At 63.4% G+C, this 14,991-nt stretch carries 18 protein-coding genes; 6 read left to right on the top strand and 12 right to left on the bottom strand.

From position 1 onward, the window contains the following. The first annotated feature begins 23 nt into the window (after positions 1-23). The gene (msrB, locus tag AC6R19_RS15300) at positions 24-560 is read left to right on the top strand and encodes a peptide-methionine (R)-S-oxide reductase MsrB (protein ID WP_500580709.1); all 537 of its coding nucleotides are present in this window, start codon (positions 24-26) and stop codon (positions 558-560) included. Between the two features lie 76 nt (positions 561-636). Beyond that, positions 637-1,473 carry a hypothetical protein gene (locus AC6R19_RS15295; RefSeq protein ID WP_500580708.1) on the top strand — a complete coding sequence of 279 codons (837 nt, stop codon included), beginning with the start codon at positions 637-639 and terminating at the stop codon, positions 1,471-1,473. Between the two features lie 122 nt (positions 1,474-1,595). Here AC6R19_RS15295 and yjgA read toward each other — a convergent pair whose 3' ends face one another. From yjgA to AC6R19_RS15235, 12 genes are all read right to left on the bottom strand, one after another. Continuing rightward, the gene (gene yjgA / locus AC6R19_RS15290; RefSeq protein ID WP_500580707.1) at positions 1,596-2,111 is read right to left on the bottom strand and encodes a ribosome biogenesis factor YjgA; all 516 of its coding nucleotides are present in this window, start codon (positions 2,109-2,111) and stop codon (positions 1,596-1,598) included. 99 nt (positions 2,112-2,210) lie between these two features. Beyond that, positions 2,211-3,578: a magnesium transporter gene (mgtE, locus tag AC6R19_RS15285; protein ID WP_500580706.1), complete on the bottom strand. Its 1,368-nt coding sequence runs from the start codon at positions 3,576-3,578 to the stop codon at positions 2,211-2,213. Between the two features lie 157 nt (positions 3,579-3,735). Beyond that, positions 3,736-4,005, bottom strand: a complete 270-nt coding sequence (locus AC6R19_RS15280) for an HPr family phosphocarrier protein (RefSeq protein WP_500580705.1) — start codon at positions 4,003-4,005, stop codon at positions 3,736-3,738. Between the two features lie 32 nt (positions 4,006-4,037). Next, positions 4,038-4,943 carry an RNase adapter RapZ gene (rapZ, locus tag AC6R19_RS15275; protein ID WP_500580704.1) on the bottom strand — a complete coding sequence of 302 codons (906 nt, stop codon included), beginning with the start codon at positions 4,941-4,943 and terminating at the stop codon, positions 4,038-4,040. 108 nt (positions 4,944-5,051) lie between these two features. Beyond that, positions 5,052-5,513, bottom strand: a complete 462-nt coding sequence (gene ptsN / locus AC6R19_RS15270) for a PTS IIA-like nitrogen regulatory protein PtsN (RefSeq protein WP_500580703.1) — start codon at positions 5,511-5,513, stop codon at positions 5,052-5,054. A gap of 3 nt (positions 5,514-5,516) precedes the next feature. Continuing rightward, positions 5,517-5,807, bottom strand: a complete 291-nt coding sequence (gene hpf / locus AC6R19_RS15265) for a ribosome hibernation-promoting factor, HPF/YfiA family (RefSeq protein ID WP_500580702.1) — start codon at positions 5,805-5,807, stop codon at positions 5,517-5,519. A gap of 326 nt (positions 5,808-6,133) precedes the next feature. Then, a complete protein-coding gene (locus AC6R19_RS15260; protein ID WP_500580701.1) occupies positions 6,134-7,585 on the bottom strand; it encodes an RNA polymerase factor sigma-54 in 1,452 nt (483 codons plus the stop codon). A gap of 253 nt (positions 7,586-7,838) precedes the next feature. After that, entirely contained in the window at positions 7,839-8,564 is a 726-nt protein-coding gene (lptB, locus tag AC6R19_RS15255) for an LPS export ABC transporter ATP-binding protein (protein ID WP_500580700.1), read from the bottom strand. Between the two features lie 119 nt (positions 8,565-8,683). Further along, positions 8,684-9,235, bottom strand: coding sequence for a lipopolysaccharide transport periplasmic protein LptA (gene lptA / locus AC6R19_RS15250; RefSeq protein WP_500580699.1), 552 nt, complete (start codon positions 9,233-9,235; stop codon positions 8,684-8,686). Next, positions 9,222-9,788 (bottom strand): LPS export ABC transporter periplasmic protein LptC, encoded by a 567-nt coding sequence (gene lptC, locus AC6R19_RS15245; RefSeq protein WP_500580698.1) that lies wholly within the window; start codon positions 9,786-9,788, stop codon positions 9,222-9,224. The genes lptA and lptC overlap by 14 nt, the downstream gene beginning before the upstream one ends. Then, positions 9,788-10,327, bottom strand: a complete 540-nt coding sequence (locus AC6R19_RS15240) for a KdsC family phosphatase (protein WP_500580697.1) — start codon at positions 10,325-10,327, stop codon at positions 9,788-9,790. The genes lptC and AC6R19_RS15240 overlap by 1 nt, the downstream gene beginning before the upstream one ends. A 181-nt stretch (positions 10,328-10,508) precedes the next feature. Then, the gene (locus tag AC6R19_RS15235; RefSeq protein ID WP_500580696.1) at positions 10,509-11,480 is read right to left on the bottom strand and encodes a KpsF/GutQ family sugar-phosphate isomerase; all 972 of its coding nucleotides are present in this window, start codon (positions 11,478-11,480) and stop codon (positions 10,509-10,511) included. Between the two features lie 309 nt (positions 11,481-11,789). Between AC6R19_RS15235 and AC6R19_RS15230 the strand changes: the two genes are divergently transcribed. From AC6R19_RS15230 to murA, 4 genes are all read left to right on the top strand, one after another. Next, the gene (locus AC6R19_RS15230) at positions 11,790-12,404 is read left to right on the top strand and encodes an MlaC/ttg2D family ABC transporter substrate-binding protein (RefSeq protein WP_500580695.1); all 615 of its coding nucleotides are present in this window, start codon (positions 11,790-11,792) and stop codon (positions 12,402-12,404) included. 196 nt (positions 12,405-12,600) lie between these two features. Then, a complete protein-coding gene (locus AC6R19_RS15225; protein WP_500580694.1) occupies positions 12,601-13,254 on the top strand; it encodes an MlaC/ttg2D family ABC transporter substrate-binding protein in 654 nt (217 codons plus the stop codon). Between the two features lie 96 nt (positions 13,255-13,350). Continuing rightward, complete coding sequence (locus AC6R19_RS15220; protein WP_500580693.1) at positions 13,351-13,584, top strand: BolA family protein; 234 nt, start codon at positions 13,351-13,353, stop codon at positions 13,582-13,584. Positions 13,585-13,612: 28 nt separating this feature from the next. After that, complete coding sequence (murA, locus tag AC6R19_RS15215) at positions 13,613-14,875, top strand: UDP-N-acetylglucosamine 1-carboxyvinyltransferase (RefSeq protein ID WP_500580692.1); 1,263 nt, start codon at positions 13,613-13,615, stop codon at positions 14,873-14,875. Positions 14,876-14,991: the final 116 nt, after the last annotated feature.

Raw genomic sequence — 14,991 nt, 5'->3', positions numbered from 1 at the left:
AAAGCCCTGAGGAGTAGCCCAAGATGAACAAAATCCTGTTTCCGGTCTCGCTGCTGCTGGCGGTGTTCGCGCTGCCCGCCTGCACCGAGGCGGAGGACCCGGGGCGCGACCCGTCGATGACGGTGGCGGAGGCCAGAGCCCATATCGCCGCCGGCACTGAGCTGTCCGCGATCCCGAAATCCGTGTGGAAGCAGCTGCTGCCGGAGGAGCAGTACCAGGTTCTGTGGGAGGCGGACACAGAGCGCGCCTTCAGCGGCAAGTGGTTGCACAACGAGGCGAAGGGTGTCTATGTGACCGCCGGCTGCCGCCTGCCGGTGTTCAGCTCCGAGCACAAGTTCGAGTCCGGCACCGGCTGGCCCAGCTTCTGGGATGTGGCCTACCCGCAAAATGTGGTCCTGAAAGAGGACTACAGCTGGGGCATGAAACGCACCGAGGTGCTGTCCGCCTGCGGCGAGCACCTGGGCCATGTGTTCAAAGACGGCCCAGAACCCACCGGCCTGCGCTACTGCCTGAATTCGCTGGCCCTGGATTTTGTCCCGGGTGTTGCAAAAACCGAATAATTATTCGATATTGTCTCCTGCGGTCCTCCGCGGCCGCAGTGAAGAGGTAAAACAATAATCAACAGAGGTTCAGCCGATGTCCGAAGTGGCCGCGGTGCGCTTGCCGAATAACCGCTACACGCTCTTCCGGGTGTTCAAGTACACCGTCTACCTGTTGCTCGCCTACAACGTCTACGCCTTCTTCGTGGAAAACCACGCCGCCGCCGGCGCCGTCTTTGCCGACGGCCTGCAACTGGGCAGGGTGATCGAGGCCTACAACGACTCCATCGATACCCTGGCCTGGGTGCTGTTGCTGCTGGTGTTCGAACTGGAGACCTTCGCGCTGGACGACCGGGTGATCCGCGGCTGGGTCAAGTGGTCGCTGAACGCCATCTCCGCCTTCTGTTACCTGTTTATCGTCTACTCCTGCTACGGCTATATCGCGGAGATGGTCTACCTGACCGATCTGGCTCCGGTGGCACAGTCCGCCTGTGGGCTGGCGGGGCAGGGGGGCTGGCAGCTGGTGGTGGGGCAGGATGACTATGTGCCGCTGACGGCCGAAAGCTGCATCGCACTGGGAGACGCGCAGCTATTGCGCCTGGCCGATGTGCAGATTCTCGGCAGTGCCGCCACCTGGGGTGAGATCGAATTGCTGGCCTGGACCGACGTGATCAACGCCAGTGCCTGGCTGCTGGTGGTCGGCATCCTGGCCTTCGAGGTGTGGTTGCAGCTGCGTCACCAACTCTCCGACCGCATCATGCGCTATTCGCAGTGGGTGAAGGGCATTCTCTATTTCACCCTGTTCCTGTGTGCGATTTACTGGGGCGTCAGCGGCAGCTTCCTGGATTTCTGGGACGCTTTCCTGTGGCTGGTGGCCTTCTTCTTTATCGAGATGAACCTGTTCCAGTGGCAGGCGGAGACCACTGCTGACTGACTGGCGCTGGTCGTCGTATGCGCCGCAGTCCTGGGGGCGAACCAGAGTGCCACGCCGGACAAGGGCGAACACAAGGTTCGCCCCTACAGATGGGGTTCCAGGTTTCCCCCGGCAGCGGCAGTTTATTGGGATTCCTGCATAAAGAAATCGCGCAGATAGCGGAACAGCTTGCGCTGGTTGGTCGGCGGCTTGTTGTTCTTTATTTCCCTGTTGGCCTCGCGTACCAGCTGGCGCAGCTGTTGGTGGTCGGCTCCCGGGTAGCGGTCGAAGAAGTCGCTCTGTGCGTCATTGCCTTCCCCCAATAGCCGTTTGCGCCACTCCTCGGCCATCTTGTCGAAGCGCAGGTGCTGCTGGTCGCGCTCCTTGAATCTGTTCAGAACCTCCTCGATGGCATCGCTGTCGGCGCTGCGCATCAACTTGCCGATATACTGCAACTGGCGCCGGCGCGCCTCGTTGGACTTGATGCGGTGCAGTGTGTCTATCGCCTCGCGCAGATCCGCGTCCAGCGGGACTTCCGCCAGCTGTGCCCTGGACAGTTCGGTCAGCTGCCGGCCCAGCTCCTGCAGCTGGTGCATCTCCTGTTTGACCTTGGTCTTGCTCTTCGGCAGCTCTTCTTCGAAATCGTCAAATTCGTCCATTCGTCATTCCGCATTAATGAAGTACATCCCTGTACCTCCCCCTTCGGGTAACCTTCGGTTGTTCAAATCGGCGTCCTGCCGATTTGTCATCAATCAATACTAACCAAAATACCAGGTGGCCAGGCCCAGAAAGGACATAAAGCCCACCACGTCGGTGACGGTGGTCAGGGCCACGCCGCCGGCCAGGGCCGGGTCTATGCGCATCGCCCGCAGGGCCACCGGCAGTATGGCGCCGGCCAGGGCGGCGGTGACCAGGTTGATCACCATGGCGGCGACAATAATCAGTGCTATGCGGTTGTCGCCGAACCAGCCGGCGGCGATCAGTCCCATCACCAGGGACCAGAGCAGTGCGTTCAGGACGCCGGATCCCAGCTCGCGGGACAGCAGCCAGCTCAGGTTGCTGCGGCCTATCTGTCCCAGGGCCATGCCGCGGATCACCACCGTCAGCGTCTGGCTGCCGGCCACGCCGCCCATGCTGGCGACGATCGGCATCAGCACCGCCAGTGCCACCACCTTGTCCAGAGTGCCCTGAAAGAGGCTGATCACCCAGGAGGCCAGCAGCGCGGTGAGCAGGTTGATACCCAGCCACAGGGCGCGGCGGCGGGCGGTGCGTCTTACTGGCGCGAAGGTGTCCTCTTCCTCGTCCAGGCCGGCCAGGCTCATCAGCGAGTGGTCGGCGTCCTCGCGGATCACGTCCACCACGTCGTCGATGGTGATGCGGCCCACCAGGCGGTTGTTCTCGTCCACCACCGGCGCGGTGATCCAGTCGTATTTCTCGAACAGCCGCGCCACCTCGGTGTCGGGCATATCCGCCGGAATCGGTTCCACGTCGGTGTTCACCACTTCGCGCACCGTGACCGAGGGATCCGTGGTCAGCAGTTTGGACAGCGGCAGCAGTCCTATGTACTGGCCCTTGCGATTGACCACGAAGAGGCTGTCGGTGGATTCCGGCAGCTGTTCGTGACGGCGCAGGTAGCGCAGCACCACGTCGAGGGTCAGGTTGGGGCGCACGGAGATGGTGTCCGTGTCCATCAGCCCACCGGCGGTCTCCTCGTCGTAGGCGAGGACGCCCTCCACCCGCTGCCGGTCCGTCTCGCTCATCGCGGAGAGGACCTCGCCCATCACCCGCTCGGGCAGGTCCTGGAGTATGTCGGCGACGTCGTCGGCGTCGAGCCCCTCCATCACCGCCACCATTTCCTCTGTGTCCATGGTGGCGAGTATCTGGCTGCGCACGTCGTCGGTGAGTTCCTGCAGTACCTCGCCCTCGACTTCCTTGTCGATCAGTTTCCATAGCACCTGGCGGATGTGCGGTGGCGAGCTCTCCAGCAGTTGGGCGATGCTCTGCGGTGTCAGGGTGCTCAGCATGCGCCGCACCTCGCGCCCGGTACCGCCGTCGAGTGCGGCAAACAACTCACCCAGCTGGCTCTGCGCGCGGAACTTGATTTCGGCTGGGGGTTGGCTGGGCACTGAGGGGTCTCTTAATGCGGAATGATGAATGCGGAATGATGAATACGGGATCCGGCTTGTCAGTTGGCGGGACGATCGTTGCCCGCGATCATACTACCGGGGTGAATCGAAATCGATTGTGCTCGAAGGTAGCTGCGTCCGCATTCCGCATTAACCCTCACTCCGCCTCGCCGAAGCGATCCGCCACCAGCTCGCTGATGGCGTCCAGCGCGGCTTCCTCGTCGCGGCCACTCACCTCCACTTCCAGTTCGGTACCCTTGCCGGCGGCGAGCAGCATCAATGCCATCACACTCTTGCCGTCCACGCACTTGCCGTCGCAATGCACTTTCACGTCCGCGGAGAAACGCGCGCAGGTCTGCGCCAGTTTGCTCGCGGCGCGGGCGTGGAGGCCGAGTTTGTTGACTATCTGGAGGCGGCTCTTCTGCATGGGCGGGTCGGTTTTCCGGCTGGCTCAGGGGGTTATTTCTGTTGTTCGCGGTGGCGGATCTGCACATTGTCGAACTGGCCGGCGAAGGTCCTGGCCAGCTGTTCCACCATATACACGGAGCGGTGGCGGCCGCCGGTGCAGCCGACGGACACGCAGGTATAGCTGCGGTTGCTCTGCTGGTAGGAGGGCAGCCAGCGCTCGAGGAAACGGATGATATCCCGCTCCATGTCGTCGGTCTCCGGGTGGGTGCGCAGGTATTCCACCACCTCCGGGTCCAGGCCGGTCTTGTGGCGCAGCTCCGCGACCCAGTAGGGGTTGGGCAGGCAGCGCAGGTCGAACACCAGGTCCGCGTCCACCGGCACGCCGTGCTTGAAGCCGAAGGACTGGAAGAGTATCGCCATCCCCGGTGACTCCTCGCCCACCACGCGGGTCTTCACCAGGTCGCGCAGCTGGTGCAGGGTGAGGCTGCTGGTGTCTATCACCAGGTCGGCTATGGCCGCCAGCGGTGCCAGCAGTTCCTTTTCCCGGTTCAGTGCCTCGAGCAGGTGGGTGCGGTTGTCGGAGAGGGGGTGCTTGCGGCGGGTTTCGCTAAAGCGCTGCACCAGCACCGGCGAGCGCGCGTCCAGGTAGATGACATCGCACTGCACGCCGCTCTCACGCAACCCCTCGATCACCCGCGGCGCCTGCTGCACGTCCTGCCACAGGTTGCGCGCGTCTATACCCAGGGCCAGGCGGGGGCTGCTCAGGGCGGGTTGGGAGCCCAGGGCGCTTTGCGGTTGGGAGTTGCCGATCGGCGGCTGCTCGCGCACGCGCCGGACCAGTTCCGGCAGCAGGCTGGCCGGCAGGTTGTCGATACAGTTGAAGCCGACGTCCTCCAGCAACTGCAGGGCGGAACTCTTACCGGAGCCGGAGCGGCCACTGATGATCACCAGGCGCATAGGGGAGATCCTTTCTTCACTTCAGCGCTTTATGTTCTGACAGCTGCAAGTCACCCGTGTGAAGCCTCGGGTCGGTTCAGTCGGTGTAACTCGCTGATCTGGTGCAGATTATGCAGCGGCGGCGCTGTCGATGGCCAGCGCGTAGAGTTCGTCCCCGCTCTCGGCCTGGCGGAGCTTTTCCCTGACCCGGCTGTCGCTGAACAGGGCGGCGATTTCCGCCAGGGTGTCCAGATGCTCCTGTTCGGAGTCCTCCGGCACCAGCAGGGCGAACAGCAGATCCACCGGCTGGCGGTCGACGGCGTCGAAGTCAACCGCAGGCTCGGTGGTGCAGAGCACGCCGATGGGGCGCTCACAGCCCGGCAGTCGGCAGTGCGGAATGGCCACGCCGTCGCCGATACCGGTGGAGCCGAGGCGCTCGCGGGCGATCAGTTGGTTGAAGATGGTATCGGCATCGTGTTGTGGATACTGTTCGGCAATGGCCTGGGCAATGTTGAGCAGCAACTTCTTTTTGCTGCTCCCCGCCAGATGGCAGAGGCTCAGGCGGGGAGAGAGTAATGCTTCCAATGTCATAGTTCAGCGGTGGTTCTGCAACTTCTCTTTGTGTTTCCTGAGTTGGCGATCCAGCTTGTCGGCCAGGGCGTCAATGGCCGCGTACATGTCTCTGTCTTCAGAGCCGGCACAGAGATCGTGCCCGTTCATGTGCACCCTGGCTTCGGCCTTCTGGATCAGTTTGTCCACGGACAGGATTACGTGTGCATTGGTAATGTTGTCGTAGTGTCGGGAGAGCTTTTCCAGTTTGCTTTCACAGTAATCGCGCAGGGGCGGAGTGAGATCTACGTGGTGACCACTGATGTTGATCTGCATGGATTTCTCCTTATTGAGAGCATCGCTTGGCGGCGCCCCTCCCGTTAGGGCCGCAACCCTACTAGGAAGTTCGCCAGATTGGAAGGATACACTCAAAGTTTGGACGTTGGTCGCCGCCGGGGTGGCTTGGGGCGCCTTGCAGTTTGTGACTGGCCGTTCTTGGTTAGTCAGAATTCTGGCGCTAGGGATGCCATTCCCATCCGTGGTGATTGCTCCGTAAGCGAGTGGTCGGCCGGGAAAAAGCCTCATCGGCAAACATTTCCCGGATGGCCCCCGGCAGCTGGGTCTTCGTGTCGGGCTTCGGCATTCTTTTCCCGAGCCCCGACCTAAACCAGCCGCTTGCGCTCGCTGGAGGAGGGGATGCCCATGGACTCCCGGTACTTGGCCACGGTGCGCCGGGCCACCTGGATGCCCTGCTTGTCCAGTTCCTGAGTGATCTTGTTGTCGGACAGCGGCTTGCGGGGTTGCTCGGCGTCGATCAGTTTGCGGATCATCGCGCGGATGGCGGTGGAGGAGGCGTCCTCGCCGGAGTCGGTGCTGACGTGGCTGGAGAAGAAGTATTTGAGTTCGAAGACCCCGCGCGGGGTGAGCATGTACTTCTGGGTGGTGACGCGGGAGATGGTGGATTCGTGCATGCCGATGGTTTCGGCGATATCCGCCAGCACCATGGGCTTCATCGCCTCGGGGCCCAGCTCGAAGAAGCCCTGCTGCTTCTCGACGATGCTGGAGGCCACCTTGAGCAGGGTTTCGTTGCGGCTCTGCAGGCTTTTCAGGAACCAGCGTGCCTCCTGCAGGTGATCGCGCAGGAAATTGTTATCGCTGGAGTTGTCGGCGCGCCGGATCAGGGCTGCGTAGTCGCCATTGATGCGCAGCCGGGGAGTGGTTTCCGGGTTCAGTTCCACCAGCCAGCGCTGCTCCCGGCGGCTGACGATGATGTCTGGCACCACATACTGCGGCTCCTCGCCGCCGAAGGCCTCGCCGGGGTAAGGGGTCAGGGTCTGGATCAGGCGCACCACCTCGCCCAGCTGCGCCTCGTTGAGGCGGGTTCTGCGGCTGAGGCTGCGGAAGTCGCGCTTGCCGAGCAGGTCCAGGTGGCGGTCCACTACCAACAGCGCCTGCTCCAGCCAGGGGGTGCCGACCGGCAGCTGGCGCAGCTGCAGCAGCAGGCATTCGCGCAGGTCGCGGGCGCCGCAGCCGGCGGGCTCGAACTGCTGGATGGTCTTGAGTACCGCGAGGACTTCGTCCTCCTCCGCTTCCAGCGTCGCGGCTATGTCGCCCAGGGGCGTTTCCAGGAGGCCGCTCGGGGCTATGCCGTCGATCAGGTTCTCACCGATCAACTTGTCCTGCGCGGAAAGGGTGGTCAGGTTGAGCTGCCACAGCAGATGGTCCTGCAGACTGTCCGGGGCGGAGTTGCGCTGCTCCAGGGCGAGTTCGTCCCCGTCGCCGCCACTGTAGCTACCGCCGCTGTAGATATCGTCCCAGCGGGTGTCCACCGGCAGTTCGTCGGGGATATCGTGGCTCCAATCACTTTCGGTACCCTGGTCGCTGCCGTTGACCGAGGAGTCATCGGAGGCGGAGCGCTCCGGCGACTGCTCCTCGGTGCTGTCAGGGTGAGAGTGATCCTCGCCGTCCACCTCCAGCAGCGGATTGCTGTCCAGCGCCGACTGTACCTCCTGTTGCAAGTCCAGCGTCGACAATTGCAGCAGGCGAATAGCCTGTTGCAGCTGGGGCGTCATGGTCAGCTGGGTGCCGAGCTTTAACTGGAGAGACTGCTTCATATTTGAGGGACTGCAGACCTGTGCGGCGGATGAATCATCTAAAAATCCAAGACGCCGCAGACTAACCCTCTGTTCGGTGGATTACAAGCAATAACTGTGCCGGTTTTGAATGCGGAATGCGAAATGCGGAATGATGAATGCGCGGTCTGGATCTCCTCAGGCGGACAGTGGTCCGGCCGCGCTTGGGCCTGGGAGGCGTGAGCTAGCGATATTAGGTGGTTTTTGCGGCACTATGGGTTGATGCTATTCCGCATTAAATGGTGAACTCGTGTCCCAAGTAGACTTCGCGCACCTGCTGGTTGGCGAGCACTTCCGCCGGGGTGCCGGCGGCGATGATATGGCCCTCGCTGACGATATAGGCGGTTTCGCAGATATCCAGGGTCTCGCGCACATTGTGGTCGGTGATCAGCACGCCGATGCCGCGATCGCGCAGGTGGCGGATGATCTGCTTGATGTCGTTGACCGAGATCGGATCCACGCCGGCGAAGGGTTCGTCCAGCAGGACGAAGTCCGGGTCCGTGGCCAGGGCGCGGGCTATCTCCACACGGCGCCGCTCGCCGCCGGACAGGGCCATGCCGAGGCTGTTCTCGATATGGGTGATGTTGAATTCCTTCAGCAGTTCCTGCACCTGCTGCAGCCGTTCGGCGCGGGACAGTTCCCTGCGGGTTTCGAGGATGGCGAGGATGTTGTCGCGCACAGACAGGCGGCGGAACACCGAGGCCTCCTGGGGCAGGTAGCCGATGCCCTTGCGCGCGCGCCCGTGCATGGACAGGTGGGTAATGTCCTCGTCGTCGATCAGCACCTGGCCGGCATCCGCCTGGACCAGGCCGGCGATCATGTAGAAACAGGTAGTCTTGCCGGCGCCGTTGGGGCCGAGCAGGCCGACCACCTGGCCGCTGGTCACGCTGACGGAGACGTCCTGGACCACTTTTCTCTTCTTGTACTGTTTGGCGAGGTGTAACGCTTTCAGCGTTGGCATAGTGTGTTCCGAATTTGCTTCGAGTCCCGACTCGAATGGCGATAAATCAAGGCCTTGGGCGGAGTTATTCTTTCCCGAGTCCCGAGTCCCGAGTCCCGAGTCCCGATAAGTGAGTCGAGCTACTGGTTCTGCTGTGTCTCTTCGGCCTGCTGGCCATTTTCCTGTTTTTTCTCCGGCTTCCAGATCATCTCCACGCGGCCGTCGCCGGACTGGCCCTGGGCCTGTAGCTGCTCGCTTTTCAGGTCGTAGTCGATCTTCTCGGCGGTCAGGGTGTTGCCGTCCCGGTCCACGTGGGCGTCGCCGGTCAGGTGCAGTTCGTCGGAGCTGACGGTGAATTCGATACGCTGCGCCCGGGCCTTGACCGGGTTCTGGCTCTGCTGCACCTGCTGCTGGAAGTGCGCCGGCTTGCCGGTGGCGATCACGTGGCTGATTTCGCCGGCGGCGTTGCCGTGCACCTCGACGCGGTCGGCGCGGATCTGCAGGGAGCCCTGGGTGATGACCACATTGCCGCTGTAGACAGACAGGTTCTTGCCGCGGTTGGCCTCCAGTTTCTTGGCCTGTACCTTGATCGGCTGTTCGCGGTCCTGCGGCAGTGCCAGGGCCTGGGCGCCCAGCACCAGCATCGCGATGGCGGCGATGGGCCGCAGGCGGCAGGGGTTATTTGGTTTCATAGCTGCTCTTTACGTCGGAGAGGATTTCCACCCGGTCTTCTTTCAGGAAGGCGCGCAGGCCCTTGCCCGTAGTGACGTTGGGGCCGGCGGTAATGGTAACAACTTTGTCCGTCTCGGCGTATTCCTCGCGCGGCTTGATGGTGATGGCCTGGGTGTCCAGTCTTACGCCGCCGGGCTCAGGCAATTCGTTGATCTTCACGTCGCCGCTCAGTACCACCCGCTCCCCGTTGTTGTGGGCGACGCCTCTCCTGGACTCGGTGCGCCATTTGGGTTCGCGCTCCTGGTAGAAGAGTATGCGCGGTTCGGTGAGGTCGGCGCGGTCGCGGCGCTCGAACTGGAAGAAGGTGATCTTCTCGGCGTCCACGCGGTAGGCGAGGGTGCCCTCCTCGTTGAAGTGGCGGGTCTTGGCGTCGTGGATCACCAGGTCTGCGGCTTTCTGCTTCTGCTGCGGTGTGGGTCTCTTGCCGAGCAGTTGCTGCGGCGGGCTCTCGGCGAACCAGAGCCCGGCGCTGATCAGCAGTACGACGATGACCAGGGGCAGCCAGGTGCGCATCAGGCTTCTCCGAGGTAGGGGGCCAGGGCGGCGTCGAAGGTGCCCTGGGCCTGCATGATGCGGTCGCAGACCTCGCGCACCGCGCCCTCGCCGCCGCGGGCCTGGGTGACCCACAGGGCGCGCTCGCGCACCGGCGGTGCGGCGTTGGGGACGGAGATGGGGCAGCCGATGCGGGTCATCACCAGCAGGTCCGGGTAGTCGTCACCCACATAGGCGATATCCTCGAGGCGGCAGGGTTCGTCGGCGAACAGTTCCTCGAGGGCGGCGAACTTGTCCTCGCGGCCCTGGGTCAGTTTGCTGACCCCCAGCTCGTGGGCGCGGCGCTCCACCACGGCGCTGCGCCGGCCGGTGATGATGGCGACGCGCACACCGGATTTCTGCAGCATCTTGATGCCGTGGCCGTCCAGGGTGTTGAAGCTCTTGAGCTCGTTGCCGTTGTTGTCGAAGCTGAGCCGGCCGTCGGTCAGCACGCCGTCCACGTCCAGTGCCAGCCAGCGGACTTTTTTCAGGGCTTCGTTGAGTTTTTCTTCTGTGGTCACGGATTGTCCTTTATGGATTCTGGGGCGGCGCTGCTGCCGGTGGCCGTCCGGGAAAAAGCCTCATCGGCAAACATTTCCCGGACGGCCACCGGCATCAGCGCCTTCGCATCAAGTTTCGGTATTCTTTTCGAGTCCCGAGTCCCGAGTCCCGAGTCCCGAGTCCCGAGTCCCGAGTCCCGAATCAAATCACCCCGGCACGCAGTATATCGTGCATATGCAGGACGCCGACCGGGTGGTGCGCCTCGTCCTCCACCACCAGGGCGGTGATCTTGTAGTCTTCCATGATGCGCAGCGCCTCTGCGGCCAGGGTTTCCGAGGAGACGGTCTTGGGCCTGCGGCTCATGACTTCGTCCATGGTGGCCTTGTCCAGTTCCACCTTGTGGTCGATCACCCGGCGCAGGTCGCCGTCGGTGAATACGCCGAGCAGCGTGCCCTTGTGATCGACCACGGTGGTCATGCCGAAGCCCTTGCTGGTCATTTCCAGCAGGGCCTTGGACAGCAGTGTCTCCGGGAAGACCTGCGGCAGTTCGTCGCCGGCGTGCATCACGTCTTCCACCTTGAGCAGCAGCCGCCGGCCGAGGGCGCCGCCGGGGTGGGAGAAGGCGAAGTCCTCGGCGGTGAAGCCGCGCGCTTCCAGCAGCGCCACCGCCAGGGCGTCGCCCATCACCAGGGTCACGGTGGTGGAGGAGGTGGGGGCCAGGCCCAGGGGGCAGGCCTCGGTTTCCACGGCGATGTCCAGGTTGACGTCCGCCGCCTGGGCCAGGGAGGAGTCCGCCTTGCCGGTCATGCTGATCATCGGGATGCCGAGGCGCTTCAGCAGTGGCAGCAGGGTCAGTACCTCGGCGGAGGAACCGGAGTTGGAGATGGCGATCACCAGGTCGTCGCGGGTGATCATGCCCAGGTCGCCGTGGCTGGCCTCTCCCGGGTGTACGAAGAAGCTGGGGGTGCCGGTGCTGGCCAGGGTGGCGGCGATCTTGCGGCCGATATGCCCGGATTTGCCCATGCCGGTCACTATGGCGCGGCCGCGACACTGCAGGATCAATTCGCAGGCGCGCTTGAAGTCGCCGTTGATCCTGTTCTCCAGCTCGGCCACGGCTTCCGTTTCCATCAGCACGGTGCGGCGCCCCGCTTGCAAAATCAGGTCCTGGGTCATTGGGTCTCTCTATATTTTGCACTTCTGTGAGGTTGGGCCCGGACCTGGTCAGTCCCGGGTGGGTCGGCAGGTGCTAACCTCATACTTACAGATGTTGAATTCGGCGTTGCGATAGCGGTTGCGACGCATCGCCACGGCTCCGGGGTCGCCATGTTATAGCTTGCCGCCGCCCCTGTCAGCTCCGCCGCTCGCGGGGTGGTTGTGCCAGGGGATGTCGGGATTTGCGGTGATGCCAGGGGTTGATTTGCCGACAGGAGTACGCTTGTGAACGCATTGTCATCGAGCCGTGGGGTTGCGGTTCTGCGAGGGGTGAAGCTCGCTTTCTGCGCCCTGCTGGTGTCCGTGTGGTTTCCCTTTGCGGTGGCTGCCCAGAATCCGTACACCATGATCGAAGGGGTCTCGGAGAAACTGCTGGGAGTCATTCGTGCCAACGCCGGGCATTTGAGTAGCGACCCGCAGCGCTACTACAGGGCTGTGGACGACGTGCTCGACCCCGTAGTGGATTTTGACTTTGTCGCCCGCGCTGTGATGGGCAGCTACGCCAAGCAGGCCACCGCGGCGCAGCGCTCGCGCTTCGCCAGTGCCTTCCGCCGCGACCTGGTGCAGACCTTCGCCCGCGGGGTGGCCAGCTTTGGCGAAATGCAAGCCAGAGTGGTCAACCCGGGTTCAGTACCCAATGGCAAGCGCGTGAATGTGCTGCAGGAAGTGCGCAGCAGAGAGGGGGTCACCAAGGTTTCCTATACCCTGGTGCGGAACCGTTCCGGCCAGTGGAAACTGATCAACGTAACCCTGAACGGGATCAACTTGGGCAAGACCTTCCGCAGCCAGTTCGCCCAGGCGATGCGGACCAGCGGCGATATCGACAAGGTGATCGCGAACTGGTCGGCGGCCGGAGGTGTCGCCGACAAGCTTGACCGGCGGTAAAGCGGCGGGTGGGGGTGTATACGCGACGCGCCGTCACATCGCGAGGCGCGGTCGTGGTATGATTTGCTGTCATTTCCGTCAGCTTCGCCGGTCCCGGGTTGGGCGGTGCGGTGGGAATCAGAGAAATTTGGCGTCGCCGTGGCACTAATCTGCACCACGTGCGTCCAAGGACCGATTTGCCAACAGGAGATATTTTGTGAACGTATCGTCATCGACTGAAAGGGCCGGATTCATGCAGGGGCTGAAGATCGCCTTCTGCGCGCTGCTGCTGGCAGCCTGGGCCCCCTTTGCCGGCGCCGCGCAGGACCCCTACACCATGATAGAGGGGGTTTCCGAGAACCTGTTGGGAGTGATCCGCTCCAATGCCCAATATATGGATTCGGATCCACAGCGCTATTACAGCGCCGTGGAGGGTGTGTTGACGCCGGTAGTGGACTTCGACTTTATCGCCCGCGGGGTGATGGGCCGCTACGCCAAGCAGGCGACCGCGGCGCAGCGCTCGCGCTTCTCCAGTGCCTTCCGCCGCGACCTGGTGGCGACCTTCGCCCGCGGCGTGGCCACCTTTGGCGATATGGACGTGAAGGTGGTGAACCCGGGCTCCGCGCCCAGTGGCAACCGCGTCAACGTCCTGCAGGAGGTGCGCAGCAAAGAGGGTATCACCAAGGTTTCCTACACCCTGGTGCGCAACCGCGCCGGCCAGTGGAAACTGATCAACGTCATTCTCAACGGCGTCAACCTGGGCAAGACCTTCCGCAGCCAGTTCACCCAGTCCATGCAGACCCACGGCGATCTCGACAAGGTGATCACCAACTGGTCCGCGGCCGAAAACGTGGCCGACAAGGTCGGTTGACGGCCGCTCCGGTGGGATCGCGCAGAGTTGGCTGCGCGACCCGCCGGTTTCCAGTACACTTGCGCGCTGTTTTCCAACTCAACGCATTCCCCGCCTATGCAACCCGATGAAATCAAGGCCCTGATCGAGGGGCATATTCCCGATAGCCGTGCCGATGTCGCCTTCGAGGGCAGTCACGTTATGGTGACCGTTGTGAGCCCCGCCTTCGAGGGCTTGAGCCGGCTGAAGAAACAGCAACTGGTCTACGCGGCGCTGGGCGACAAGATCGCCGACGGCACCCTGCACGCGGTACAGATGCAGACGCTAACCCCGGAAGAAGCCGGTCAGTAAGCCACCGGCGATCACTACGCGAGACCGAATGGACAAGTTAATCATCGAGGGCGGCAGCCCCATTTCCGGAACCCTGAGGATTTCCGGGGCCAAGAACGCCGCGCTGCCGATCCTCGCCGCCGCGCTGCTGGCGGACGGCCCGGTGCACATCCACAACCTGCCGCACCTGAACGACATCACCACCATGATCACCCTGTTGCGGTGCATGGGCTGTGACGTCACCATCGACGAGAGGCTGGGCGTGGAGATAGACCCGCGCTCGGTCAACGACCTCACCGCGCCCTACGAGCTGGTGAAGACCATGCGCGCCTCCATCCTGGTGCTGGGCCCGCTGCTGGCCCGCCACGGCGTCGCCAATGTGTCCTTCCCCGGCGGCTGCGCCATCGGCAGCCGTCCGGTGGACATCCACCTCAAGGGCCTGGAGGCCATGGGGGCGGAGATCACCATCGACGAGGGCTTTATCCGCGCCCGCTCCAACGGCCGCCTGAAGGGCGCCAATATCGTGATGGAGAAGGTCACCGTTGGCGGCACCGAGAACCTGCTGATGGCCGCGGTGCTGGCCGAGGGCACCACGGTGCTGCACAACGCTGCCCGGGAGCCGGAGATTGTCGACCTGGCGGAATTCCTGATCGCCATGGGCGCGCAGATAGAGGGCGTCGGCACGGATACCCTGCGGGTGCACGGCGTGCCGCGCCTGAATCCCTGCACCTTTGCCGTGATGCCGGACCGCATCGAGACCGGCACCTTCCTCGCCGCCGCTGCGGCGGCGCGCGGCAAGGTGCGCCTGACCCACACCCGCGCCGATATACTCGACGCGGTGCTGGTCAAGTTCGAGGAGGCCGGCGCGCACATCTCCTCCGGCGACAACTGGATAGAGCTGGACATGAAGGGCAACCGCCCGAAAGCGGTCAGCTTCCGCACCGCCCCCTATCCGGCTTTTCCCACCGACATGCAGTCCCAGTTCACCGCCATGAATGCGGTGGCCGAGGGCAAGGGCGCGGTGGTGGAGACCATCTTCGAGAACCGCCTGATCCAGGTGCACGAACTCAACCGTATGGGCGCCAATATCCTGCTGGAGGGCAACACCGCGATTGTCACCGGCGTGGAAAAACTGAAGGGCGCCCCGGTAATGGCCTCGGACCTGCGCGCCTCCGCCAGCCTGGTGATCGCCGGTATGGTCGCCGAAGGCACCACTATCGTGGACCGCATCTACCATATCGACCGCGGCTACGAGTGTATCGAGGAGAAGCTGCAGCAGCTGGGGGCGAATATTCGCCGGGTGCCGGGATAATTTTGTCGGGACTCGGGACTCGGGACTCGGGACTCGGGACTCGGGACTCGGGACTCGGGACTCGGGACTCGGGACTCGGGACTCGGGACTCGGGACTCGGGACTCGGGACTCGGGA

This window comes from Microbulbifer sp. SE14 (assembly GCF_059834885.1).
The sequence above is the reverse complement of the archived record's forward strand: the minus strand, read 5'-3'. Positions and strand labels throughout refer to the sequence as shown.